At 40.5% G+C, this 26699-nt stretch carries 16 protein-coding genes, 2 pseudogenes and 1 riboswitch; all 18 genes and pseudogenes read right to left on the bottom strand.

Annotated elements, in window-relative coordinates:
* Window positions 1-50: 50 nt before the first annotated feature.
* Window positions 51-2726: a cation-translocating P-type ATPase gene (locus P3G65_RS05225; protein ID WP_019292552.1), complete on the bottom strand. Its 2676-nt coding sequence runs from the start codon at window positions 2724-2726 to the stop codon at window positions 51-53.
* Window positions 2727-2912: 186 nt separating this feature from the next.
* Window positions 2913-3012: riboswitch (yybP-ykoY riboswitch) on the bottom strand.
* 94 nt (window positions 3013-3106) lie between these two features.
* The gene (locus P3G65_RS05220; RefSeq protein WP_019292551.1) at window positions 3107-3448 is read right to left on the bottom strand and encodes a DUF2200 domain-containing protein; all 342 of its coding nucleotides are present in this window, start codon (window positions 3446-3448) and stop codon (window positions 3107-3109) included.
* A gap of 61 nt (window positions 3449-3509) precedes the next feature.
* Window positions 3510-4400 (bottom strand): ROK family protein, encoded by an 891-nt coding sequence (locus tag P3G65_RS05215; RefSeq protein WP_019292550.1) that lies wholly within the window; start codon window positions 4398-4400, stop codon window positions 3510-3512.
* Window positions 4384-5763, bottom strand: a pseudogene (locus P3G65_RS05210) (glycoside hydrolase family 1 protein). Before P3G65_RS05210 ends, P3G65_RS05215 begins: the two are co-directional and overlap by 17 nt.
* A 12-nt stretch (window positions 5764-5775) precedes the next feature.
* Window positions 5776-6573, bottom strand: coding sequence for a MurR/RpiR family transcriptional regulator (locus P3G65_RS05205; RefSeq protein WP_019292549.1), 798 nt, complete (start codon window positions 6571-6573; stop codon window positions 5776-5778).
* Window positions 6574-6582: 9 nt separating this feature from the next.
* Window positions 6583-9200 (bottom strand): annotated as a pseudogene (locus P3G65_RS05200) (glycoside hydrolase family 38 C-terminal domain-containing protein).
* A 57-nt stretch (window positions 9201-9257) separates the two neighbouring features.
* Window positions 9258-9710, bottom strand: a complete 453-nt coding sequence (locus tag P3G65_RS05195; RefSeq protein ID WP_019292547.1) for a PTS sugar transporter subunit IIA — start codon at window positions 9708-9710, stop codon at window positions 9258-9260.
* Between the two features lie 14 nt (window positions 9711-9724).
* Entirely contained in the window at window positions 9725-11218 is a 1494-nt protein-coding gene (locus P3G65_RS05190; protein WP_019293549.1) for a PTS fructose transporter subunit IIC, read from the bottom strand.
* Between the two features lie 197 nt (window positions 11219-11415).
* Window positions 11416-12153, bottom strand: coding sequence for an MIP/aquaporin family protein (locus P3G65_RS05185; protein ID WP_019292545.1), 738 nt, complete (start codon window positions 12151-12153; stop codon window positions 11416-11418).
* A 52-nt stretch (window positions 12154-12205) separates the two neighbouring features.
* Window positions 12206-14035 carry a type 1 glycerol-3-phosphate oxidase gene (gene glpO / locus P3G65_RS05180; RefSeq protein ID WP_019292544.1) on the bottom strand — a complete coding sequence of 610 codons (1830 nt, stop codon included), beginning with the start codon at window positions 14033-14035 and terminating at the stop codon, window positions 12206-12208.
* 36 nt (window positions 14036-14071) lie between these two features.
* Complete coding sequence (gene glpK, locus P3G65_RS05175) at window positions 14072-15568, bottom strand: glycerol kinase GlpK (RefSeq protein WP_019292543.1); 1497 nt, start codon at window positions 15566-15568, stop codon at window positions 14072-14074.
* 234 nt (window positions 15569-15802) lie between these two features.
* Complete coding sequence (locus tag P3G65_RS05170) at window positions 15803-17404, bottom strand: hypothetical protein (protein ID WP_040086305.1); 1602 nt, start codon at window positions 17402-17404, stop codon at window positions 15803-15805.
* A gap of 137 nt (window positions 17405-17541) precedes the next feature.
* Window positions 17542-20133, bottom strand: a complete 2592-nt coding sequence (locus P3G65_RS05165; RefSeq protein WP_162197022.1) for a bacterial Ig-like domain-containing protein — start codon at window positions 20131-20133, stop codon at window positions 17542-17544.
* Between the two features lie 287 nt (window positions 20134-20420).
* On the bottom strand, window positions 20421-21887 hold the full coding sequence (locus tag P3G65_RS05160; protein WP_019292762.1) for a helix-turn-helix domain-containing protein: 1467 nt from the start codon (window positions 21885-21887) through the stop codon (window positions 20421-20423).
* A gap of 159 nt (window positions 21888-22046) precedes the next feature.
* Window positions 22047-23258 (bottom strand): chloride channel protein, encoded by a 1212-nt coding sequence (locus tag P3G65_RS05155; protein WP_019292763.1) that lies wholly within the window; start codon window positions 23256-23258, stop codon window positions 22047-22049.
* 176 nt (window positions 23259-23434) lie between these two features.
* Window positions 23435-23674, bottom strand: coding sequence for a DUF896 domain-containing protein (locus tag P3G65_RS05150; RefSeq protein WP_004257921.1), 240 nt, complete (start codon window positions 23672-23674; stop codon window positions 23435-23437).
* Between the two features lie 16 nt (window positions 23675-23690).
* The gene (gene glyS, locus P3G65_RS05145; RefSeq protein WP_284071364.1) at window positions 23691-25727 is read right to left on the bottom strand and encodes a glycine--tRNA ligase subunit beta; all 2037 of its coding nucleotides are present in this window, start codon (window positions 25725-25727) and stop codon (window positions 23691-23693) included.
* Entirely contained in the window at window positions 25724-26692 is a 969-nt protein-coding gene (glyQ, locus tag P3G65_RS05140) for a glycine--tRNA ligase subunit alpha (RefSeq protein ID WP_019292765.1), read from the bottom strand. The genes glyS and glyQ overlap by 4 nt, the downstream gene beginning before the upstream one ends.
* Window positions 26693-26699 lie beyond the last annotated feature (7 nt).

Raw genomic sequence — 26699 nt, 5'->3', positions numbered from 1 at the left:
AAAAACGCTCCAAAAGCTGGGAGCGTTTTTTTAATTTTCTTAAAGGATAATTAACCTACTTTGTTTACTGTTGCTTTTGCTTTTTTCTGACTAACAAGTACGCGAAGTGCTTTGATGATTTCCATCATCAAGACAGCACCTAAAGCAAGACCAGCAGCAAGTAACCAGTAGTGCATACTGAAGTTTGCCGGAATGCTGAAGAATTCACGTGTGAAAGGTAAAGTTGTCAAGCTGTAAAGTCCAAGGCAGAATACTACCGCACCTAAAACATATTTGTTAGAGAAGAGGCCCAATGAAAGGATTGTTTGTGAATTTGAACGTGCTGTGAAAGTTTGTAAGCTACGTGCCAAGATTAGAGTCGTGAAGGCCATAGCTACACCCAACTCATCTGAAACTTGCATCCCGATATATTGAGAAATAATCGCTGCAATACCAATCAATACACCACGAACCGCAACACTTGCCATCAAACCGCCTTCGAAGATACCTTCGTCAGAAGGACGTGGTTTTTTCTTCATGACATTGGGTTCTGCTTTTTCCATACCCAAGGCAATCGCTGGTACAGAGTCATTTACCAAGTTGATGAAGAGCAATTGCAGGGCTGTAAATGGACTTGCCCAGTTCATAACTAAGGCAAAAACAATGGTAATAATCGCCCCTAAGTTACCTGAGAAGAGGTAACCAATTGATTTTTTGATATTATCGTAGACTGTACGTCCAACCGCTACAGCATTAACAATAGAAACGAAGTTATCATCGGTCAAAATCATTGATGATGCATCTTTGGCAACGTCTGTCCCTGAACCCATAGCAATACCAATATTGGCTTGTTTCAAGGCTGGGGCGTCATTAACTCCGTCACCAGTCATCGCAGTAACATTTGCTTTCTTCTGCCATGCGCGAACAATACGAATCTTGTTTTCCGGTGACACACGCGCATAAACAGAGATTTTCGCCAAGTTGTCATCCAACTCTTGCTCTGACATAGCATCTAATTCTTGCCCAGTCACAGCAATGTCGTTTTCCCCAAAGAGACCGATATCTTGCCCAATCGCACGCGCTGTTGTTTTATGGTCACCCGTAATCATCACTGTACGGATACCTGCTTTTTTCGCTTCCGCAATTGAATCATAAACAGCTTCACGTGGTGGGTCAATCATGGCTGTTAAACCAATCAAGATCAAGTCATTTTCATCTTCCAAATCCAGAACTTCTTTGTCTTGCGCCAAAGGTTTGTAAGCATAAGCCAAAACACGGAGTGCTTTGTTACTGAATGCTTCATTTTGTTTTTGGAATTCTGCTTTTAATTCTTCAGTAAAGTCTTGGACTTGACCGTTGATAAGAACTTTCGAACAACGTGCAAACATCACGTCTGGTCCACCCTTAGTCAACATGAGTTTTTCATCATCAATAAGGTTAATCGTTGACATCAACTTACGGTCGGAATCAAAAGGAAGTTCTGCTAAACGAGGGTAAGCTTCACGAAGTTCTTGATAAGGTTTACCTACCTTGTTGCTAAAAGCAATAAGTGCAACTTCTGTTGGATCGCCGAGCTCTTGCCCTTCTTCATTGATACTTGAGTCATTACACAAGACAGCTGCTTCAATCAGCAGTGCTTCGTCCGACGTCCAAGTTTCTGGCTGATCTGGGAAAGTTTCTTTTGTGGTTGTAGGCAAAAAGTAATCGACAACCGTCATTTTGTTTTGGGTTAATGTCCCTGTTTTATCCGTACAGATAACACTTGTTGAACCTAAAGTTTCAACTGCAGGCAACTTACGAATGATAGCATGTTGTTTTGCCATTTTGTTTGTACCTACTGAAAGGACAATCGTTACAATTGAAGAAAGTGCCTCTGGAATTGCGGCAACAGCGACAGCAACAGCAAACATGAAGGCATCTAACATCTTCACTTCAATATTTGCACCGTCTCCAGCAAAGAAGATACGTGCCGCTTGAATTGCAAAGATAGCAACAGAGAGAATCAGGATAGCAATACCCAGTTGTTTACTGAATTTCTCCAGTTTTTGTTGCAAGGGTGTTTGTTTATCTTCAGCCGTTTCAAGGAGCGTGGCGATTTTACCAATCTCTGTTTGACTTCCGGTACCGGTAACGATAAATTCTCCACGCCCATAAACAGTGAGCGCTCCACTGTAGAGCATATTTTTACGGTCGCCTAAAGGAAGTTCCCCTTCAAGCGCTACATCTGTCTTTTCAACTGCTTCGGACTCACCTGTTAACATGCCTTCTTCTACACGCAAGCTCTTACAAGTCAAGACACGTCCATCGGCAGGAACAAAGTCCCCTGCTTCAAGCAAGACAAGGTCACCCACAACAAGTTCACGTGCTGGAATCGTTATTTTTTCACCATTACGTAACACTTTTGCATGGGGCGCCGAAATTTGTTTCAAGGCATCCAATGAACTTTCTGCTTTTTTGGTTTGTATCACAGTGACGATTGAGCTGATTAATACTACACCAAGAATGATGCAGGCTTCAACCACTTCGCCTAATGCCAGCTGAACAATGGTAACAATCAGCAGGACAATAACCATCGGATCTTTAAAAGTGTCCAGTAATATTTTCCAAGTTGGAACTTTGTCTTTACTCTTCAGCTCATTAAAGCCGTCTCGTTCTTGTCTTTCTTTGACTTCTTGCTCCGTTAGACCTTCAACGGTTGTCTGCAATTCCTCAAGGACAAGCTCTGTTTCTTTGTTGTAGAATTCCATTTTAGCTCCTTCTCCAATAGTTAAATATGACGCTTGATATCAAAAGCAATATTTTTTGATTCGAAACGAATAAGACGCTACGGTAATCGATAGATAGTATGATTTTCCCTCCAGCATGAACATCTTTCAATGCTTGTATGTAGCGTATTAAAAAGACCCCTGCCAAATCTGGCAAAGGTCTTGCTAAACATGTCATATCCATGTCAACAAAGCCGGTGAGATTAATGCTCACGGAATGACGACTTTGTTTCGGTTTGCACCGACGCTACTCCCCTTTGGGAATTCATATTCAATATTGTTCTTTAATAATAACAAATTCCCTTAGTAAATGCAAGAATTGGACTCAGTCTGGACACATAAAGCTTCATTATGTCCACGAGTTATGAGGTTATTCTTTTAATCTTTTCCAGACTTTTCCCTTTGGCGAGTTCATCTACTACTTTATCCATATAACGTAGCTTTTTCATAAAGTTGTCTTCGATTTCTTCTACACGAACACCGCAAATCACTCCAGTGATAAGAGGCGCATTGTCATTAAAAGGCTGATTTTCAATCAATTGCCCCAAGCTACCCGTGAGCTGGCTAGGATTCGTGTATCCTGTTAACCAAGTCAAAATCTCATCTAATTCTTCTTTTGTCCGTCCTTTTTTCTCTACTTTTGCCAAGTAAAGCGGATAAACGGTTTCAAATTTCATCTGTTTTACACGATCAGTGCTTGCCATATTCTTTACCTCTATAAAGCGTTTTCTTTTAAGTATATAGAGCGCTGGTTTTTTTGTCAAATCATCTCTGAGCTTTCGGGAAAATAGTGTAAAAATTTAAAGCTGCCCCAATCAGATTTGCATTGTTCATATAATGACAACTTTCAATTCTTGGCAGGATATGAGCTATATCATAATTTTGAAGACGTTCTGCTAATTTTTTTTGGAGGATTTCTGGCAAATCTTTCCGCGCTGACATTCCGCCACCAATGATAATTGTATCTGGATCAAGCGAAACTTGGATATTATATAAATAATCAGAAATAATCTCCAGCATATTTTCGATAAGTAAAGTAACTTGGGGATTTTTTTGATCCATTAAGTCATACAGTTCCTTACCTGAAATTTTCTGCCCTGTCTCTTTGGAATAAGTTTCCGCAGCTTTAACCAATGGTCCGGTTTCGCTAAAAGTTTTATGCTTCGTGTTTTTCATCAAACCGAATTCGCCAGCAAAAAGATGCGCACCTTTATAAAGCTTGCGGTTAATAAAGATAGCTCCACCTACTCCTGTACCTATGACCAAAAAAACAGCATTCTGGGCTTCTTTTCCTGCACCATAATCAATTTCACAAATCCCTGCACAATTGGCATCATTTTCGATAGCCACGGGCAAGTCAAAGCATTGTTCAATTTCATCAAATATAGGACGATTGTGCAGATAGGGTACGGCGCTGATTCCTTCAATCCTTCTTTTCGCTGTATTGACAGCGCCTGGAGACGATATCGCTATTCCTTTAAGCTGTGGATAGTCCTTGATAATACTGCCCATCTTCGCAGTAAGCTTTTCAAAGCTTTCAGGTGTTTTAAAAGAAGCATTATTCAGGATTTTTTCTCCATCCCATAAACCATATTTTACTGCTGTGCCGCCAATATCAAACACGGCGAGCTTATGTCCATTATTCTTCATATCCATTATGCTCACTTAATTTCTTATACCAAAGTCCGCTCTTTTTCACGGTACGTTTATAATCCTCTTCCAAATCAACCCGATAAAAACCATAGCGGTTGCGATAACCATTCAGCCAAGACCAACAATCAATAAAAGTCCACGTGTGGTAACCAAAGCAATTGCTTCCTTCTTCAATGGCTTGATGAAGGTAACTGAGATGCTCCTTCATAAATTCAATGCGATAACCATCTTGGATCATGCCTGAATCATCCATAAACCGCTCCTCATCAGCTACCCCCATGCCATTTTCACTGACAAACCAAGGAAGATTATGATAGTCCTTTTTCATCATCATCGCTACATCATAAATGGCTTGCGGGTAAATTTCCCACCCACGATAAGGATTCATTTTCTTTTCAGGCCAATCATAAGGTTGGTAAAAATCATCTAAGGTTTTAGCGGGGAAGCTCGCATTCTCAGGTGCTTAAACGCGACTCGGTTGGTAATAATTTAAACCGATAAAGTCTACTGTATTGGCTGCTACATCTTTTTCATCTTCTGGTAATGTTTCAGGTAAGAGTTGGTTAATTTTGAGAAGTTCAACCAAATCAGTGTTGTGTTTTCCAAGCACCGCAGGATCAAGAAAGCTTTTTATATTGACTAAATCAGCGGCTTTTTTAGCTTTTAAGTCTGCTGCTGACTGACTGCGCGCATAGCTCGGAGATACATTAAGAATAATACCGATGGATCCTTGCGGCATAAGTTCTCTAAAGGTTTGAACAGCTTTTACATGTGCCATTAAGGTATGATAAGCCACTTGAACAGCTTTTTTGATATCAACAATTGCAGGATAATGAAAGCCTTGTAAATAACCACATTCCACATGAACCATTGGTTCATTGAAAGTGGTCCAATCCTGAACTAAATCACCAAAGCATTCAAAAGCTGTTTGGGCATAAAAACGAAAAGCCTCAACAGATTCTCGGATTTCCCACCCACCTTTATCCATCAACCACATGGGCATATCAAAATGAAAAAGGTTAATTATTGGCTTGACACCATTTTCTTTCATCTTTGTAAAATAATTTCTATAAAAATCAACCGCCTGAGGGTTGAGCGTTTTACCGTCAGGAAGTAGTCGTGTCCATTGGATAGAGGTACGAATCGAATTAAGCCCGATAGCTTTCATCCGTTGGCAATCCTCTGCGTAATTTTCGTAAAGATTAGAAGTTATTTCTGGGCTTTGTTTTTCATTAAATCTTTCAGGATTTTCTTTAAACCAGTAATCCCATGTAGAAGCAGATTTACCCTCTTTTAGAGAATAACCTTCAGTTTGTGGACCGGATAAAGCTGCACCCCACAAAAATCCTTCAGGAAATTTTTTCATGTTTAAACCTTCTTATTTTTTATTTTTATGTAAAATTTCTTCAGATTTGATCCATTTCTTTACAGAATCAGAAAAGAGATGAAGATAGCGTTCGTAAAGTATGTCTAATTGAATCAAAATCGGAATTTGTGGTGAGATATTCCCGATAGATTCTTCATGTGTTAAGCCCGCTGATATTAGTGTAATATCTGCTTGTTTAATCAAATCAGAATTAGGATTGGAAGTAATCAGTGCTATCGGAATATTTTTTTCCCTTGTTATGGTCATCGCTTCAAGAAGGTTGCTGTCTATTCCTCTCAAGGATGCCACGAGTATCATTTCACCCTCACGGGCAAATTCTGCTGACATTAAGATTGACTTTTCCTCTGAAATGACACGAACATACTTGCCAAACCGTGAAAATTTGAATGAAAAATCAGCTCCTGTATAACTGTTAAAGCCCTTTCCAAAAAAATGAATGATGTTATGATCTTTTATTAAAGCGCACAGCTTGTCCACTTCCACCTCGGAATAAGCATTGTCACTTCGTGTGGCTAAGGCATGGTAAATAGCTGTCACTGCCGATGAAATCGATGGCTCTTCTTTTTTATCCAAGGAAAGGTTATATAAAAACATGAGTTCCTTGTAATTATCCAAACCAATCTTTTTACAAAAGCGAGTAATCGATGCCTTTGATACAGCTAGTGTTTGTGCTAATTTATCTATATTCAGCGGTGCCTTTTTACTGATAAAATAGTTGGCTATAATCTCCTCAACATAGGTTAATTCCAAACGGTGCGATTCAATTAATATGAAAATATCTTCCTTCATGATTTTTCCTCAATCTATGAAATGAACAGTTTTAATCTGTCCTGCTCTAAAATCTCCCAGATTAATTTTACTATTTTTTTGTCGTTCGGTTAGCGCGATTCCTTTCAAGTCAACAAACTCATAGCGAAGCTCCTGCTCTGACAGAATAAAATTCTCACCCTGAACAGCTTGGGTACTTGGATTATACACCCGTAAGTCCCAACCGCCGTAAAGCTTATTCTTACGGAGTGAACTAAAGACAAGGTCAGGTGCTTTCAAGCTGATATTCTGGGGACTGCAAATTTTTTCTTTCAAGGTATTTGACACAAAATATTTTAAAGTCGTTGTAAAAAGATTTAGACTCTGAATTTGATAGAACGGCAAGGATAAAGCATAATCAAGGTAACTTTTAGCAAGTCGTGCGGGGTTATAATCCTGTTCTAAACTTATGGCAAATTTGAATGTTAATTTTTCCAACAATTGGCTATCAGGTGTTGGGATGTACTTAAAAGCATTACCAGAAGCTACACCTGGCCTTCTGAGCAAATCAGGCCGTCCTAAAAATCCGACACTTCGAAAGAGGGTTAAAGCTAACTGATGGTGATTTTCCCCGATTAATTGATATTCTTTGATTCCTTTGGCAAAAACCGTCCAACTGTTTTTATCATCGTGAACATTAACCCATTTTAGCATGGGGTAAATAGCTGTTGGTTCTTCACGCCAGCCGATTTCTTGCCAATCTTTCAAATGCGGATCTTCTGCTTCACGCTTCACTGTGCCAAAAGGCGTATCTGTGTAAGAATATTGATTAGCAAAAGGAAGATTGATGACTGCACGCATACGATGGTCCAGCGCTTGATTATCTATCGTCAAATGGCATTCGAGATGCTTGCTCCCTTTTTTAAGGTAATTTTTAATTCGTAGTCTTGTTTTTGTTCGCAAATGCCTTCTGCACGTTCTTTCAAATCCTTGGGAAGGTCCCAAGTACCAGTCAAAATCAGCTCTTGATAATTTTCCCCACAAAAAGCTTTTCGCTCACTTCCCGTAAGTGTCAAATCAAAGACACAATCTGCATGAGCTGGCGAGTAATCGTAAGTATCACCTTCATCACCACCATCTTCAAAAGATAAGATGTTGTCATAACTTTGCTGCTTTTTCTTATCAAATAAATGAAGCTGTCCTTTTTCATAGCTCAGCTTGTAGTAATCATTTTCAATATAATCTTGCTTGTCTTCGCTGATGACCATGCTTGACCGTTGACTTTCTTCAACGAAGTAATTCACAAAACTAAGCGCAGGAACCGTAACTTCTACAGCCAGTTCATGAATATAATAATATTTATCCGGATCTTGAGCAGTTTCTTCGCGTCTGATCTCACCAGAATATTCTTTATTTCTTGCCAGAACATCAAAACTTAGCGCTTCCCCTGCCGTGTTTTTCAGTTGGATATCTTTAAACTCAGTAGAGACATTAATTTTTACTGTTTTAGTTACTTCCCAAGGCAGGGTATTAAAAATGCTGACTTGGTGGTCACAAACTTTTTTCTGTGACTCACTGATTTTTCTGGTCAAGTAGTCGACTATGGAATAAGACAGTTGGTCTGCTTCGATAAAACGCTCGCGAATAATGCGATTGGTTTTATCGCTATTACAGCCGCCCGCACTGTCGTGGGCTTGATTTTTTGCCAGCAATTTCCAGATTCTGTCAATTAAGCCTTGCTTGTTAGCAATACCAAGTTTTTCAGCCATAAGAACGAGTGGTTCTACCTGATAAATCATCCGTCTTTCCAGCTTATCATTCAAATACTTATGGTCGTAACGTGAAGAATAAATCGAGCGATGGATTTTCGAGACTGAGCTGGAGATAAATTCTCCTTCAATTGTGGTCAGTTCCTCTTTTTCGAGTTCGGAGAATAGCTCCTCATAATTGCTTTCTTTTAACTCATAGTCACTCAGTTTCTGGTTGTAAAAATCAATCCGCTCACGTAGGTTAAAATCTACATAACGCTGGTCTCCTCCTACAGGTAAGACAAGATGTTGCCCCACAGCACCGTCTTCAATCTGCGTCATAAGTTCTTGGGTTTGGTCACTATAAATAAGTCCAACGCCGACAAAATAACCATCCTTAATATTTGCGGCTAAAACTTTTGAACCATCTTCAGCTTGCCAATAAAATTCGCGGTCCCTTGTTTTTTCCTGCGGCAATCCTCGCCAAAAGACTGTACGATCAATTCCTAAACCTTGATATATCTTAGGCATATCTTTGCTCTGGCCGAAAGAGTCTGGCAGGTAACCGATATTCATATAACCACCCAAATCTTCTGCTAATTCCATTCCCAGAGTCAAATTTCTCACAATTGACTCGCCACTAATGATGAGTTCATCTGTTTGAGTATACCATGGACCAATCCAGAGTTTTCCAGCTTGAACCAACTTTTTGAGTCGTGTTTTTTGTTCAGGGAAACTTTGGAGGTAGTCATCCAAAATGCTCATTTGCCCATCGAGGAGATAATAAGAAATTTCATTATTCTCCAAAGCGCTCATTACTTCATCCAAATGATAAGCCAACTGGACGAAAGATTCATTATGAGTAAAATACCATTCTAAATCCCAATGTGTATGATGAATGACGTGTACTTTTTTCTTCATTTTTACTTCCTTATTCATTTTTTCAAAAGGCCAAATCAAGATGATTTGACCTTTGAGTTAAAAATCAATTTTATCTATAACGGCAGTCAGATTATTCGGGTCTTTCTCTGATAAAATATCTTCACGAAATTGATCATCGATTAGTTTTCGAGCGATTAAGCTCAGCAACTTCAAGTGCTCAGTCGCACCTTCATCAGGAATCGTAAGTGCCAGAGCAACTTTCACGGGTTTTCCATCCAAAGCATTCCAAGGAATTTCATTGGCAAATCTAACGAAAAACATGCCCGGCTTTAAGTTCGTTTTATCTTTACAATGAGGAATGGCGATATGATCTTTAAATCCTGTTGTTGCTTCTGCTTCTCGCTGTTTTAGGCCTTCAAAATATTCGGCTTCATTGTCCACAAAGCCCAGAGAATGTGCAAACTGTGCAATAACTGCAAAGGCTTCTTCCTGTGTACGTGCGCTTGTATCGAAAAGGATATGTTCTTGATTAAAAACTTCTTTGTTCATCTTTATTCACTTTCTTATTTTGCTTTAGCTTTTACTGGCTTTTTGAATTCAATACCTCGTGTAAATCCAATCAATAATGCGGTGGTCAAAATACCTGCACATACGCACAAAATCCATGTTACAAAAGGAATCGGTTGCTCAATATAACCAATAAAGGTCCCCAGAGGCGAGCCAATACCGCCATAAAATTTCGAACCAGTAGCTGAAATAAGTCCGCCTGCAACAGCTGATCCTACAACGTTTGAGAAAATCATTCGTACAGGATGTGCTGCCACAAATGGAATAGCTCCTTCAGTGACACCCACAATCCCCATACCGAAGGCTGCACTGGCAGCAATTTTTTCATCTTTTGAAAATTTATTTTTAAATAATATCGTAGCCAACCATACGCCTAAGGGAGCTACCGAAATCGCTGCTTGTGTTGCTGTACCAGGTACAAAGTTTGCACCTTCAATACCGTATTTTGTCATTGTATCGGTAAATATTGCTGTCCCAAACACTAAAGCCGTTTTATTGATTGGTCCACCCAAGTCAAACCCAATCATTGCGCCACAAATGGCTCCGATAATGATTGGTGCACCTGCGAAATTATTATTTAAATTGGTTAACCCATCATACATAGCATCCATCCCCACCGATATTGGATTTCCGATGATATAAAGCACGATCAAGCTGATAACTGCTGTTGCAATAAAAGGAATAATCATAATTGGCACGATTGGCATAACAATTTTAGGCCATTTTATTTTTTTCAATCCTTTGACCATATAGCCAACAATGAAAGCCACAATAATAGCACCAATAAAACCTCCACCTGCTTCAGTTCCTAAAAATTCTGGGTCATTAACAAGATAAGCACCAATCATGGCAGGAGCTATTGCGGGTTTGTCTGCAATGGAATTTGCCACAAAACCAGCAAATAGTGGAATCATCAGTTTAAAACCCATCTGCCCAACATAAAAGAGTTTTTCCATGAGGAAGCCCATTTGTGTCGTATTGTCAAAACCCCACTTGACAATACGTCCTAGGTCGTCTCTTTGAAAGGCATAGAGATTGGCAATGGTAAGGAGAAGACCGGCAGCGATGACCATTGGCACCATGTAAGAAATACCACTCATCACATGGGTCAGAAAAGTAACCTTATCTTTATCATTACCAATCTGAATATTCCCTACCTTACTTCCTTTCTTGCCAAAAACTTCAGCCTCAGCGAATGCTTTTTTTATCAAGGCTTCCGAATCTTCAATTGCCGGGATAGATTTTGTAACATAAAGAGGCTTACCTGTGAAACGAATCGGATCAATCTTAATGTCTGAGGCAACAAGTACAAGATCTGCGTTTTCGATCTCTTCAGGAGTTAAGACATTCTCTGCTCCAATAGCTCCATTTGTCTCTACTTTGACCTCATAGCCCATTTTTTTAGCCGCTTTTTCGATAGATTCGGCGGCCATATAGGTGTGCGCTATTCCAGCAGCACAGGCCGTAACGGCTACTATTTTTTTCGACATTTTGTTTCCTCCAAAATTTTTCTTTTAGTTTTGTTATATTTGTGATATAGCACCTCTTATTTTCAAAAGCAAGAGAAAATAAAGCGTTTTCTTTATTTAGTTTTTATTCCCATCAGCTGGAGGATTACTGGTATTTTTTTCATAAAAAAAAAAGAGCTAGATCTTTGTCTAACTCTACTTTTGTCTAATATTTCAATTTATTTACTTGCAAATTGAATAACCATGTTAAAGATAAGGGCGCCTAAGCTACCGCCAATGATTGGACCTACGACAGGAATCCATGCGTAAGACCAGTCAGAATCTCCTTTGCCCTTGATAGGTAAGATAGCGTGCATGATACGAGGACCTAAGTCACGTGCAGGATTCAAAGAGTAACCGGTTGTCGCACCAAGTGATAAACCAATGGCTGTGATGATAGCACCGACTAAAAGAGGTGAAACACCAGAAGTTTGCGTAATGGCATATTGACCAAAGGCCAGAATACCTGTCGTTAAGACTGCTGTTCCAACAATTTCACTGATTAAGTTCGACCCCGTCTGACGAATGGCTGGACCTGTAGAAAATGTGCCTAAGATATCTGCTGGATTTTTAGTTTCAGCGTAGTGAGGGTAAAACATCAGGTAGAGGATAATGCTGGCGACCATTGCCCCAAGCATTTGGGCGATAATATAAGGGAAAACCAAACTCCAGCTAAAGCTACCAATCATTGCCATTGCAATCGTTACTGCTGGATTCAAGTGGGCAGGCGACATAAATCCGGAAATGTAAACCCCCATCATTACTGCAAAGCCCCAACCGAGTGTGATAGCAACCCACCCTGCTCCTGTTGCTTTCGTCTTGTTCAGAACAACGCCTGAAACTACACCGTTACCAAGAAGGATTAAGATAAATGTGCCTAAAAATTCACCGAGTAATTGTACCATTTCTGAGTGCATATTGACTCCTTTTTTCTATATTTTATTTGTTTCAATCATTTTTGGGATTATTTTACTTCTTCAAGTCCGACAAGTCAGATTCACGAAGTGCTTCTTCCAAAGCTTTTTCTTGTTCTGCTTTTTCTTCTTCAGACCAGCCGAGGTATTCCGCCATGGCATTAACAACATGTACCTTGATAGCATCTACACCTTCACGCATAAATAAAATATGGTTGGTACGACGAAGCAAGTAATCCACTGGCGTCAAGATCATTTCATCTTCAAGCGCATAACGTAAACGTGCTGATTCGGCGAGAGATAGACCTTCATATGGCTCCATTTCAGAAGCATAGGCAAACACGTGGAGGGCGTTCATGCCATAAAAGTCCGCGATGTATTTTGCTTCTTCCTCTGTTAGTCCTGCAGCAACACCAACTTTCATGTTTTCAGCAACAACTTCTTCAACCTTAGTTGGGTCAAATTCACCACCAGAGATTTGGTATTTTTTAGAGTCAATAGGTTCATAGTTCAAACCAAAGTCCTCCTCAAGCAGTTGGCAGATAAGCTCCATCGCACCCGCTGCCATTTTACGGTAGTCCGTGATTTTACCGCCCGCTAGAGTAATCAAACCATCGCTCTCGCGTTCGAGGGAACTTCCACGAGATACGGAAGATGGTGCATCTCCTTTTTCGGAAAGGTTTGATTCCATATTGTTCAACAAATGCTCTACTTCGGCTTTTGTTGCTGTTTTATTTTTATAGCGGAGCACCGCCTCAACGACAGCGTTAAAGCTAGTTTCAGAAACCGCACCATTATCTCCACCGTTATAGTCTGAACCAGAATTTCCACCTAATAATGGGCGCAATCCAGCCCATGAAGCTTCAATGTCATTAATCGTGATATTTGCTTCAGGGTAGCGGAAATTAATGACATCCAAGAGGTAATCCACATCTTCTTGGGTTACTTTTGGATCAGTAAAGTCGCCATGATAATCTGTATCTGTCGTACCAAAATAAGTTTTATTTTCACGGGGAATAGCAAAGACCATACGTTTATCGTGTTTGCCTGTGTCAAAATAAGTTGGTTGTGGTACAGGTAGTTTAGCCGCATCCACTACCAGATGTACACCTTTTGTTGGACGCATTTTTGGCACGATAGGACGGGTGAAGTTCAGATAACGAATCTTGTCTACCCAAGGACCACTTGTGTTAATCACAAGTTTAGCTTTGACTTCAATGACTTGGTCTGTCAACAAATCACGCGCACGAACACCAGAGATTTGTCCATCGGTATAGGTAAAATCAATGACTTTCATCTTGCTAATGGCTTGCGCACCGTCTTCTACGGCTTTCTTGATATTATCAATTACCAAGCGTGCATCATTGTTACGATAGTCAAGATAAACACCAGCTCCTTGTAACCCTTTTTTCTTGATGAGTGGCTCACGGCGCAATACTTCTTCTGGTGAGATAGTATAGTTAGCATATGGTGAATCTTCATCCACACCGGCCAAACGGTCATACAAATCCATCGCAATTTTCACAGAAAACATATCAAAAGTTGTCTTGCCTTCATCATCGTAGATAGGAAGTAACATCGGATCTGGCTTAGGAATATGGGGCGCAATGCCTTGAACAACAGCACGTTCTGAAACCGTATCAGAAACAACTTCGACATCGAAGTTTTTGAGGTAGCGGATCCCTCCATGCACGAGTTTTGTCGACCGTGAAGATGTTCCCTCTGAAAAGTCCTGCATTTCAAGTACGGCAACTTTCATGCCAGCAGCCGCTGCTTGTAATGTCAATCCAGCACCAGTGATTCCCCCTCCGATAACGAGTAGGTCCATCTCTTCATTTTGAACTTTTGTGATTGCTTCTTGTCTTGTTTTTTTAGAAAAAGCCATTTCTATTCTCCTTTTAGGTTACTGTCTAATTGCTTATTATTTGAAAGCGCGTGTCGCATTCACGGCTTTTTTCCAACCGGCATAAAGTTCTTCTCTGCGTTCTTCTTGCATTTGAGTTTGGAAAATTTTGCCCGGTTCATAGGATTCTTTAAGTTCTTCTAAGTCTTTCCAGAAACCAACAGCTAGTCCTGCAAGGAAGGCTGCACCAAGTGCTGTTGTTTCCAAATCGCCCGCACGTTGGATTGGGATATTCAGGATATCCGCTTGGAACTGCATCAAGTATTCATTGTTTGCAGCACCGCCGTCTACCTTGAGCACAGACATATCGATTCCTGTATCTTCTTTCATGGTGCTGACTACATCACGAACTTGATAAGCAATCCCTTGTAAGGTTGCTTTCACAATATCTTCTTTTGTTGTTCCACGTGTCAAGCCAAACATCGCACCACGCGCTTCTTGGTCCCAATACGGAGCACCAAGACCGACAAAAGCTGGCACTACATAAACTTCATCTTGACTCCTAGATTGGAGTGCCACTTCTTCGGAATCACTGGCCCGCTCCAACATTTTCAAACCATCACGTAACCATTGGATAGATGAGCCTGCGACAAAGATGCTTCCCTCTAAGGCATAATATACTTTTCCGTTAATACCATAGCCAATCGTTGTCAGCATGTTATTTTTCGAAATATGGGGTTTCTCACCTGTGTTCATGACAATAAATGAACCTGTACCATAGGTATTTTTAATCATCCCAGGCTCAAAGGCCATTTGACCAAATAATGCAGCTTGCTGGTCTCCCGCCATACCAGAGATTGGTACTTCAGAGCCGAAGAAATGGAAACCTTTAGTTACACCATAAACTTCTGAGTTGGACTTAACTTCTGGAAGCATTGAAGCTGGAATATTAAGAATTTTCAGGATTTCTTCATCCCATTTCAACTCGTGAATATTGTAGAGCATAGTACGGCTGGCATTCGAATAGTCGGTATAGTGTGCATCGCCATCTGTCAACTTCCACAAGAGCCATGTATCGATGGTTCCAAAGAGGAGCTCGCCCCGTTCGGCACGCTCTTGTGCACCTTCTACGTGATCAAGAATCCAACGAATCTTTGTGGCTGAAAAGTAGGAATCAACAATAAGTCCTGTCTTTTTGTGGAAGAGTTCATCATGCCCTGCTTCTTTAAGGCCATTGGCAATGTCGGCAGATTGACGAGATTGCCACACAATAGCATGGTAAATGGGCTTGCCTGTCTTTTTGTCCCAGATAATGGTGGTTTCGCGTTGGTTAGTTATACCGATACCGGCAACCTGTACAGGTTTGATACCAGATTCGATAAAAGCTCCTGCGATAACAGACTGTACAGAGTTCCAAATCTCGTTGGCATCATGTTCGACCCAACCTTCTTTAGGAAAATACTGGGTGAATTCCTTTTGGGAACTCCCAATGTGTTTACCCTGTTTATCAAATATAATAGCTCTTGAGCTTGTTGTACCTTGGTCAATTGCCATAATGTAAGAAGTTTCTGTCATGTTCGTTCTCCTTTGTAAACGCTTTCTATATTTCGTATTATAGCATTTAAAGATAATGAAATACTTTCATTTTTTAAGAAATTCTAAAAAAAATTGAAAGTGTTCGTTTTAAATATAAAAAAACTTCTCAATTACTGAGAAGCTTTGTGTATTGATATTTAATGATAACGGAGGAATGAACCTGCTTTATTTTCTAAGTTGTCCTCATCAATAGCTTGGGACTCCTCACAGGTATTATTTTTGCATCTCTCCAATCTGTGAAAGCATGAGCGCAGGAAGGACGTCCCTTATTTCATTAATCTCCCATTTTCTCCATTGTGGTGCATCACTGATTACGCTCCAACCGTATACTTGCGTAATGCCGAAATCCTTACCAGCAGTTGTACGTGTCCAGAAATCCGGTAAAGAAGGGGGCTCCGCTGTGTTGCGGTGTCTCTTTCCATCATAAAAAAGGATGTCAACTATTGACAGAATAAATGCTGTCCTTTCTCCTCGCTCATCTACTCGAGTAATGTAATCCTCAATATCAAGAGCATCACCACTATTCAGCTGGTGCTCAAGTTCCTCTTCATCAATGCCTCTACCAGAACCATAACTTACAGGAAGAACACGACGTTGGAGTTGAGCAGGAAGTGAATTATAGTAGGCATTAGCCGTTTGCCTCACATTAGAGCTCATATAGTCTGTTGTTTCACCAAAGTTGCTTCGTCCTATACTTTGCATAGGTACAACCAAGTGTCCGCCGCCATGGGGACCTATATAGCCATATTCTACCCCTTCCACAAAAAAGCTTTCATCTGGCTGAATATCGCCATTGAAGTTTGGAATATTCGTTTCTCCCATACGATTAACCAAATCTCTGGCTCGCGCGGTATCTCCTCCTTGCTCAAAGAAAGTATTAATATTGTCCTCTGTGGGCGAAACCATGTTCCCTTGGACAAGGATAGCATAAAACCAAGAGCCTGGCGTTGCTTTAATCGCATCTGCCATATCTGCCTGGTCAATAAGATAAGAGGTGGCCTGGCCATGTTGAAGGTAAGAAGCCCAGTAAGCCCAGCCCGTTTCTTCATCTACGACCCAATAGCGCCCTATTTTTTCATGTTCGTCTAAGCCTTCCCATACTGCCATCGTTATTGGGGGGCGTTCTTGCAGCAGGGTGTGTTGAACATCTTGTTCTACTGCCCGTCCTGGGAAGAGCGGACTTCTATCTTCCTCAGCTTCTTCGGGATCATAGTTTTTGAAAGTTGCATGCTGTCTCCAATAACCTTCAGTCCCATCTCCAGGATGTGTTGCTCCTCCTTCTACATAGTCAAGAGCATCTCCCGCTGCTGCAGTCCGCTCATCACCACGATCATGATTGAAAGTTGGCATATAAGGAGCCCCTCCAGATATTGCCATATTTCGAGCAGACATTTCATGGACACCCTCACCTGAAAAACCAAATGTCCAGTCCGTATAAGACTCAAAAGCATGACTCGGTGAATCCTCATTCCGTCGATGAATATCACGGGCTGAGGGCTGCCAAACTGTCCATGACTCTAAGTTTTCTCGTTCGGCATCAATTACGATAGATTCTCCATTTTTTGAGAGAAATTCTTTGAGTTGGATACGGACAAGTAAGGGCTCATCTCCATAATTTTCGACAAAGACATCCTTGTTTTCCGTCTCACGGTTGTAGTAGTCGTGAATACGGCCAGCGGCACCTTCGTTATTTTGCCCTTCACGGTCATTGATGGCTTGTTGGTTGAATGATTGAAAGGCAAATGTGCCTCCAATTAAGCCAAGAAGAGCTAAAAGTGCAATGTTTCGTAATTTACGTTTCTTTTCTGGTGTCATATGTTACTCCTCATTTTAACTTATGATTTTTTAATATCTTTGTTATTAAATTCAAAATAATATCAGATATAAGTAAACGAAGAAAGGCTCTTCTCTCTTCGTTTACTATAGATACATTTCAAAATCTTGAATAAACCCTACTTCAGTTTTCTTCGTTTAAGCCATAATGTTAAAGCAAGCATTAAATTGGCTAAGCCAAGTGCACCAAATAGTCCCCCAATTTCTCCTGTCCTTGGCAAATTATCAGTGCTTGTTTGCTTATGTTCATCCTCTTTATTGTCCGAATGATTCGGCTCTTCTTTCCTATCATCATCTTCCCCAGAAGTACCATTTCCATTTGTCCCGTCTCCGTTGTTGGATTCAGTACCTCCATTATTACTTTCTCCACCATTAGTAGCACCATTGCCGTTGCCTCCTCTAGCTTTAACTGTGATTTCAGCTGTAGCTTCCACACCGTCATAAGTGTAGGTCACTTTATAAGTGCCGGCTGTATCTGTGTCCACAGTCCCCTCTACTGTGATGCGGTCAAAGGGAACGATTTCGCCATAACGGTCTGTGGCGCTGACAAAGTTATCTTGGGCAGTCCAAGCCTCGCCCACAAAGAGTGAACTATCTTTGACCTGTACTGAGGTTTGGCTTTCCTTGACTGTGATTTCAGCTGTAGCTTCCACACCGTCATAAGTGTAAGTCACTTTATAAGTGCCAGCTGTATCTGTGTCTACGGTACCTTCTACCGTGATACGATTAAAGGGAACAGTTTCGCCATAGCGATCTGTGGCACTGACAAAGTTATCCTGAGCAGTCCAATTCTCGCCTACAAAGAGTGCACTGTTCTTGACGTTAACAGAAGTTTGACTTTCCTTAACTGTGATTTCTGCTGTCGCACTGACTCCATCATAAGAGTAAGTCACTTTATAAGTGCCGGCTGTATCTGTGTCCACAGTCCCCTCTACTGTGATGCGGTCAAAGGAAACGGTTTCGCCATAACTATCCGTGGCGCTGACGAAGTTATCCTCTGGCTGCCAATCTTCACCAATAAATATACTGCTGTCCTTGACTTGAACATTCGTTTGGTAAGGGACACGGCGCCAAGTTCCAGTGGCTTCCCCGGCTGTTCCTGATAAAGTCATCAAATCTTGGGAACTTAACCAATCCGCTGGGCCTCTCTGTGTTTCTCGTTTCCAAGAGTTGAGGAAGCCGGGTGTTGTCGTCTCATCGGGCAAGGCAGAGTTCCCTATATTCGTGTTTTCACCTAATCGAAGCTCAACTAAAGCGTTTAAACCAGCCAAGAAATTATTTCTATTGTTGGGAGCAACATTCCTTGTATCAAAAGAGGAGAGGTCTAGTTTTCTTAAAGCACTTGCGTTTTGAAACATGATAGCCGCTTGTGTAAGAGCAGGTGTTTCGAAGGAGGACAAGTCAAGCTCTGTTAGCATACTTGCACCTAAAAACATCTGATTCATATCTGTAACTGCTCTCGTGTTAAAGCTGCTTAAATCTAATTTGATCAGAGCGCTAGCACGAGTAAACATTGCAAACATAGTTGTCACAGAAGATGTAACAAAGGAAGATATATCTAAACTGCTTAGACGGTGCGTGTCTGCAAACATCATGCTCATATCTCTAACAGCACCTGTGTCAAAGAAAGATAAATCTAAGTCTGTCAAATTGGCTGCCCGGAGAAACATCGCCTGCATATCCGTAACAGCAGCTGTATTAAAGGAAGATATATCTAACTCCGTTAAAGCATGGGTATTAGCAAACATCCATGACATATCTTCAACCACACTCGTATCAAATGCAGATAAGTCTAAACTTGTTAAAGCTTCAGCATGCCAAAACATCCCATACATTGTTGTGACCGCACTCGTATTAAAAGCATTTAAACCTTTTATTTCACTCAAATTATGTGTATAAGAAAACATATCTTCCATATTTGTAACATTGTCCGTCACAAATCCAGACACATCCAAGCTTAATAAAGATATCGCACCCGAAAACATATGTTCCATAGTAGTTACAGCACTTGTATCCAAACTTGATAAATCTACACGAGTTAAACCTGTGCTTGCGAACATCTGCGCCATGTTCGTCACGCCTTCTGTATTCAAATGCTCAAAGTTTTCAATGCTTGTAAGATTTCTCATCTGGAGAAAAAGCCGATTTAAACTCCTGTTGCCACCTACAGTAATCTCGGCCTCAAATACAATATGCTCTATTGCATTTCTTAATCTTTGATTGTCAGCAGTTTGTGCAAAAAAATCAGAATTAGTAATGCTTCCTTCTATGAGCGTTAAAGTTCTCGTATCACTATCCCACTCCGCACTTACATTTCCCCAAACTGTCATTGCTTGCGTAGGAACTACCTCAGTACTGCTTAACTCTGAATCTCCTTTCTCAGTTTCCAAAGCTATTTCTTCTGTCCTAACTTCGCTGGATACTGGCGAAGTATTTTCTATTGCATCGAAATCATTTGTTTTTTCTTCGTCGGTCTGGATGGCTTGCCTTTCACTCTGATCTTCAAGAACTTCAGGAATCTCGGGATTCAAAACATCTGGAAGCTGCGTTTCATCCCCTGTAACCAAGGACGTATCAGGCGAGAAACTCTCGGCTAAGACAGTTGTTCCTTGGAGAAGAGGATTACCCACAAACCCCGCCAATACCGCAAGGGTTAAGAAGTATCTGCTTTTACTTGAAAATCTCATCTTTTTATTCTTTTTTACTTTCATATTCTTGTCCTTTTTTATCATATTACCGCTATTCATCGCTTTGTTCTCAAAATAGAAGCACTAGGGATAAGACGAAAAAGCGTAGTATATTAGTCTGGCTGGGCTGGGCTGGGCTGGGCTGGAAGATTATAGAGCATGGCTTTTACCTCGTCAAATATTTTGTTACTTTTAAAAAAACAACCTTAACATTTATAATTTAATTGTAATATTTCTCTTAATAAATACAAAATGATATCCGCAGAAGAACAAAAAAAAGAGGGATATGTCCCTCTTGCTCTTGTTTATTCTCAATTAAGAATTGCTTTCTTTTGAAATTTTTCTTTCTTCAAGGCTTCAATACAGGTCAGTAGCTCTTCAAAGTCATACTCACTGGAAAACTCGGAAAGGACATAGACAAACTTTCGACTGTCATTTCTTTTACTTGAGATAAGCAAGTCATAGCTCTGTCCTTCATGGTAATGTTCCAGTTTTATCTTTTCCACTGCTCTGAGACGATTTTTAAGATAATGTTCCATGGGGATTTGATAGGCTGGCGTATCAGACAAGTCATAAGCCACTGTCAGTTGTTGGGCAGATAAAAGTTCCAGCAACATCAAAGCATTGCGATAGCCAAAGATGAGTTCAGGTAAATCCTGCGTTTTGGGAATATAACTTAAGGCGATTTCTTTGAGATTATCCAGCAAATCTTGAAAACTCTTGTCGACCCAGTTTTGCTTATGACTGAGCAAAGCTTCCTGGCTCTTTGTAAAGAGGCTGCCATGGAAAAAGGCAAATTTATTATTGACTTGTGCCAGCTGATAACTAATGGCTTTTTCCTCTTCAAACCCTAACCGATGGGGACGATAGTGGTTCAGCATACGTTCTCTTAAAGAAATATTCAAAAGAACAGTGGGAATTTTTTTACTGCGGAAAATATCAAAGCGGTAATAACTTTCCTTATCTAAGATGAAAAAAGACAAGAGAAAACTGTAGAAAAAGATTGTCTCACAATTATTCTTACTCTGTTTATCATAAATGTATTGATAAAAAAGAGAATCCAACAGCTGATAAAGGTGATCGTCTTGGTAGATCTTCTTCATTTCCAAAGATTGAGTAACTTGAATATCTGTAAGTTTACGCCTTTTTTCTGTAATGGCTAACCAACGGTAAAGTTTATCTTGGCTGCTTTCCGAAAAGGTTACTTTTAAGGTTTCTTCGAGTTGCAGGATAAAATCAACTTGAAACTTCGTGACTTGAAGGAAGTTTGGTCGAAATTTAGGATGAAGCGAATCAAACAGCAAGTAGTAAAAATAGCGAATCTGGCTTTCTTCGCCCAGCAGCTTATTATTTTTAATTTGAAGCTCAAACTCGGATAAAAGTTTATTTAGCTCTTTTATTTTGCGGAACAAGGTTGATTCACTGACCAGTAAGGCTTCTGCTAGTTCAAAAATCATGTAATTTTTTTGTTCAAAAAGCAAGAGAAGCATGCGATACTTAATGCTGTCTTGGATTAAAAAACTGATGACTTCATCTAAACTTTGAGACTCTGCCATGTTTAGGGCTAGTTTATTGTCCTGGCGCATCACTTCCATAGGTTTCCCCATCATCTGTCCCAGATAAGAAATGTCCTCTAAGTAACTTTCAATCGAAGGTCGAGAGAGATTTACCCCCTCACACAGTTCTTGCGCGGTTATCTTATCCCGCTTGAGGACCAACTGGCGTAGAATCTTAACCTGTATTTGCTCTTTTTTTTCAAGTAAAGCTTCGATATTCACAGCTGCTCCTCTTCTTTTCTAAGCCTACGTGTTTCGTAGGCGTTTTCATATTCTCTTTCTATTTTATCACTTCGCTATATTTTGTGATTAAAAATTGCTCATTCTGGACATAGGAAAATAGACAATAAAAAGAATAAGACCAAAAGCCTTATTCTTCTGTTAAACTTCTAAATTTAGTTTTCCTTGTGCATAGATCGAAGCATTACCATTGAGAATATAGGCAATGGTCACGATTGGCAGGATATATTGTACCGTACCAAAGCCAAAGACTTCTGCAGCGATGAAGATTGAAGCAAAATATGAGTTGGTTGCTGATGAAAAGACTGAAACATAGCCAGCAGCAGCTACCAAGCCAACAGGCAAGCCCAAAAGTAAGGCTAAGGTTGCGCCCAAACTTGCACCAATCGCAAAGAGCGGTGTTACTTCTCCACCTTGGAAACCTGCTGAGATACTTAAGACAGTGAAGAGCAATTTCAGAAGCCAATCATAGGCATTGATATGTTCTCCATTAAAACTCATGGAAATCAGGTTCGTTCCTAGACCTGCATAACGATCAAGATGGATGAAGATGAGACCCAAGCTCAAAATCAGTCCCATAAGTAAGATACGGCGATAAGGATTAGTGAGTTTACTTGCCATATAAGTCTTCATAAAGGCTAAGCCTTGCGCAAAGATGCGCCCCACCAAGCCAAAGCAAATTGCCACAACGAGCAGCTTCAGAAGTACCAACGGATCAATATTTAAGTCGGTATTGACCGCAAAGGAAAATTTTTCTAAACCTAAAGCATGAGATGTCGCACTGGCCGCATAGGAACCAACCAAAGCGGGGAAAAGTGCGATATATTCAATCTTGCCCACCATCAGGATTTCAATAGCAAAGAAAGTTGCAGCAATTGGTGTTTGAAAGAGACCGGCAAAACCGGCTGCCATCCCCGTAATCAAAAGCACTTTTTGTGCTTCCTTGGAAGATAATTTCCCACCGACTGTATGGCCAATCGTGGCACCAATCTGGACAGCTACACCTTCTCGTCCAACACTGGCACCAAAAAGGTGCGATAGCCAAGTTGAAAAGATAATCAAGGGTACCAAACGCTTAGGAATATCTTCTCGTCCTTTATTTCCCGCTTCAAAAATCAACCCCATTCCTTTTTGACTGTCTTTACCAAAACGTTGGTAGACATACACAATCAAAAGACCAGCTAAAGCCAAAAAAGGAAGAAAATAAAAGGGATTTGCGTCACGTGTCTCCGTAATATAAATCAAGCCACGCCCAAATAAAGCATCGACAGCTCCAATGATTACCCCAATCACAACAGCTAAAACGGCATAAAGAACGGCCCATCTTGAGATTCCAATTTTTATATTTTTCATTAAAAGTAATTCCCCTTACCTGTATAATAATAGCAATAATGCAGAAATCAAAAAATCGATCCTGCCTAATAAAATGTTCAGGCAATTCCGCTGGGAATTGTCGTCTAACATGAGCTCCTTCAGGAGCAAATCTGGGAGCGTATTAAAAACAGGCCGAGCACAAAGCTCGACCACTTTTAATCACGCATACCTTTGGCGCGTTGAATGTCTTTAAGCTTTTCTGGTGTGATGTCTTTGCCATCTTCATCCACCAATTTTACTGCTTCAACTTGACCGCGGAGATTTTCACGTACGCTATCAAGATAGATACGGCGCAATTCAGCACGTTCTGCAGTTTCGGCTTCTGTTAGTCCTTCTGCTTTGTGTTTACGTGCAAGTTCATTGATACGTTCCACTTGTTCATTTGTGATTGCCATAAGACCAATATCCTCCTTATTTTGTATTGATTAAACTAAAGTCAGCCATTGTTCCGGTAAGTGCTGACAGCTCTGTAAGCAAGGCCAGACGATTCTGACGTACTTTTTCATCTTCTGCCATAACCATTACATTTTCAAAGAAATTGTTAATGGCTGGAACACCTTTGTTGACAAGAATATCATATTTTTCAGAGGCAGGCAAGTTTGCCCAACCTGCTTTAAGTTCTTCTGTAGCTTTGTAAAGCACGCCTTCAGCATCGTTCTCAAAGAGCTCAGAAGAAACCGTTCCGACATGATCGGCTTTTTTCGCCAAGTTGATCACACGTGAAATATTTTCAATAGCTGATTTAAAAGTTTCTTCGTCCTTATGACTGTTAAGCATTGGCGCAATTTCCATCATGTTAGCAATATCCATTGTATCTGCCGCAATTGTTGCTTCAACAATATCGTGACGGATTTTCTTATCCAGTAGAAGTTTTTGCACACGACCTTTGAGGAAATCAATAACTTGCTCTTTATTTTCATAATCAAGTGTGGCGATAAACTCAGAAAAGTCAAAGTGCCAGTTGAATTTCTCAATAATACGTGTCAATCCTTGCGCTGCACGACGCAAAGCGTAAGGGTCATTCGAGCCTGAAGGAATTAAGCCTGCGCTAAAGAATGAAAGAATGCTGTCGATTTTATCTGCAGCAGCCAAAACACTTCCGACAGCAGTTTCCGGCAAATCTCCTTCAGCAGATACCGGCATATAATGCTCACGAACTGCTGCTGCGACGTTACCATTCTCTCCTGCAAGAAGAGCATATTTTTCACCCATAACGCCTTGAAGTTCATCAAATTCACCAACCATACCTGTCAAAAGGTCAAATTTATAAATATCTGATGCACGCGCCACATCCGTCTTTTCAGTTTCTGTCAGCTTGGCAATATCTGCCAGATGTGCTGCAATTGCTTTTGTACGAGCCATATGTTCTGTGATTGAACCGATTTTTGCATGGAAAGTTACATTTTCAAGTTTCTTCACAAGATCTGCAATTTTTAATTTTTGATCTTCTTTCCAGAAGAACTCAGCATCTTCCAAACGGGCAACCAGAACTTTTTCATTGCCTAAGATGACGTTTTTCATACCTTCAGCATTACCATTACGCACGGAGATAAAGTGCGGTGCGAGCTTACCTTCTGCAGTATAAACTTCAAAATAACGTTGGTTATCACGCATTGAAGTAACCAGAACTTCTTCCGGAACTGACAAATACTTTTCATCAAAGCTACCGACAAAAGCAGTTGGGTACTCGACGAGGTTATTGACTTCTTCAAGAAGTTCAACGTGTTTTTCGTCTGAAAGTTCAACTTTCCAGCCATGTTCAGCTGCAATTTTTTTGATTTGTTGGCTAATTTCAGCTTTACGTGCTCCAGCATCAACCATAACAAAATTATCAGTCAAAACTTTGGCATAATCTGTCGCATGTTCAAGTGTAAACTCTTGGTTTGAAAGGAAGCGGTGACCACGTGTTGTATTTCCTGCAGTCACATCAAGAATGTCAAAGGGAACCACTTCGGCATCTAGTAAAGAAATCATCCATTGGATTGGGCGCACGAAGAGGAAGCTATTATTTCCCCATTTCATGTAAGTTTTGAACTGCATTTTAGAAATGACTTCATCGCCAACTTTTGTCAATATTTCTTGTGCAGCTACGCCCGCAATATGTTTGTTTGCGAAATAGTAATCGCCCTTGAGGACCAATTCGTCAGGTGTTACGCCTTGTCCACGAGAGAAACCTTGAATGGCTTTTGACCAGTTTCCTTCAGCATCTTTAGCAATTTTAGCAGATGGACCTTTGACTTCTTCGTCCATTGCTTCGGAATTTTCAGCAAGTCCTTCCACCAAAACAGCCAAACGACGTGGTGTTGAAAATTTGCGGATAGCATCAAATTCTAAACGATTTTCATTCAAAAAGTCCGAAAGACGTTCTGCCAATTGATTGATTGCAGGTGTTACCAAGTGGGCTGGCATTTCTTCCAAGCCAATTTCGAGTAAATAGTTTGCCATTATTTTGCCTCCTGTTCTTCTGCCAATTGTGCCAGAACTTTTGTATATTTCCCTTTTTCTCCCAGATATTTCTCACGTAAGTCTTCATCTTTTAAAAGTGGGAAACCAAGTTTAGCACGTTCTTCAATAAATGTTTTGGCAACTTTACGCGCCATTGTACGTACGCGGTGCAGGTAGCCAGCACGTTCAGTTACCGAAACTGCGCCACGTGCATCCAAAAGATTAAAGGTATGAGAGCTCTTCAAGATAAAGTCATAAGCAGGGTGAACCAAACCTAAATCCAGTAATTTAAGTGCTTCTGCTTCGTACTTGTTAAACAAGTCTAAAAGCATATCTTGATCAGACTCTTCAAAAGCAAATTTTGAGTGCTCATATTCTGGTTCTTTGAAAATATCACCATAGAGCACGCCATTTCCCCATTCGAGATCGTAGACACTGTCAACTTCTTGAATAGCTGTTGCCAAGCGTTCTAGACCATAGGTAATTTCAGAAGTTACAGAATCCACTTCAATACCACCCACTTGTTGGAAATAAGTAAACTGTGTACATTCTTGTCCATCAATCCAAACTTCCCAACCAATACCGGCACAACCCATTGATGGATTTTCCCAGTTATCTTCAACAAAACGAATATCATGCTCCAAAGCATCAATCCCTAGGGCAGCTAAACTTTCCAAATAAAGTTCTTGGATATTTTTGGGTGAAGGTTTCATCACCACTTGAAATTGGTGGTGTTGGAAAAGGCGGTTAGGATTTTCACCATAACGTCCATCTGCAGGTCGACGTGAAGGTTGTACATAAGCTGCTGACCAAGGTTCCGGTCCATTTGAACGCAAGAAAGTATAAGGACTCATCGTTCCTGCACCAACTTCGTTATCGTAGGCTTGCATCAAGTTTGCACCTTGCTTAGACCAAAAAGCCTGCAAAGTCAGAATCATATCTTGAAATGATAATTTATTATTTGACATTTAATTC

Source organism: Lactococcus sp. bn62 (assembly GCF_029492705.2).
Taxonomy (GTDB): domain Bacteria; phylum Bacillota; class Bacilli; order Lactobacillales; family Streptococcaceae; genus Lactococcus; species Lactococcus petauri.
Note: the sequence above shows the minus strand (reverse complement) of the source record. Positions and strands in the feature narration are given on the sequence as shown.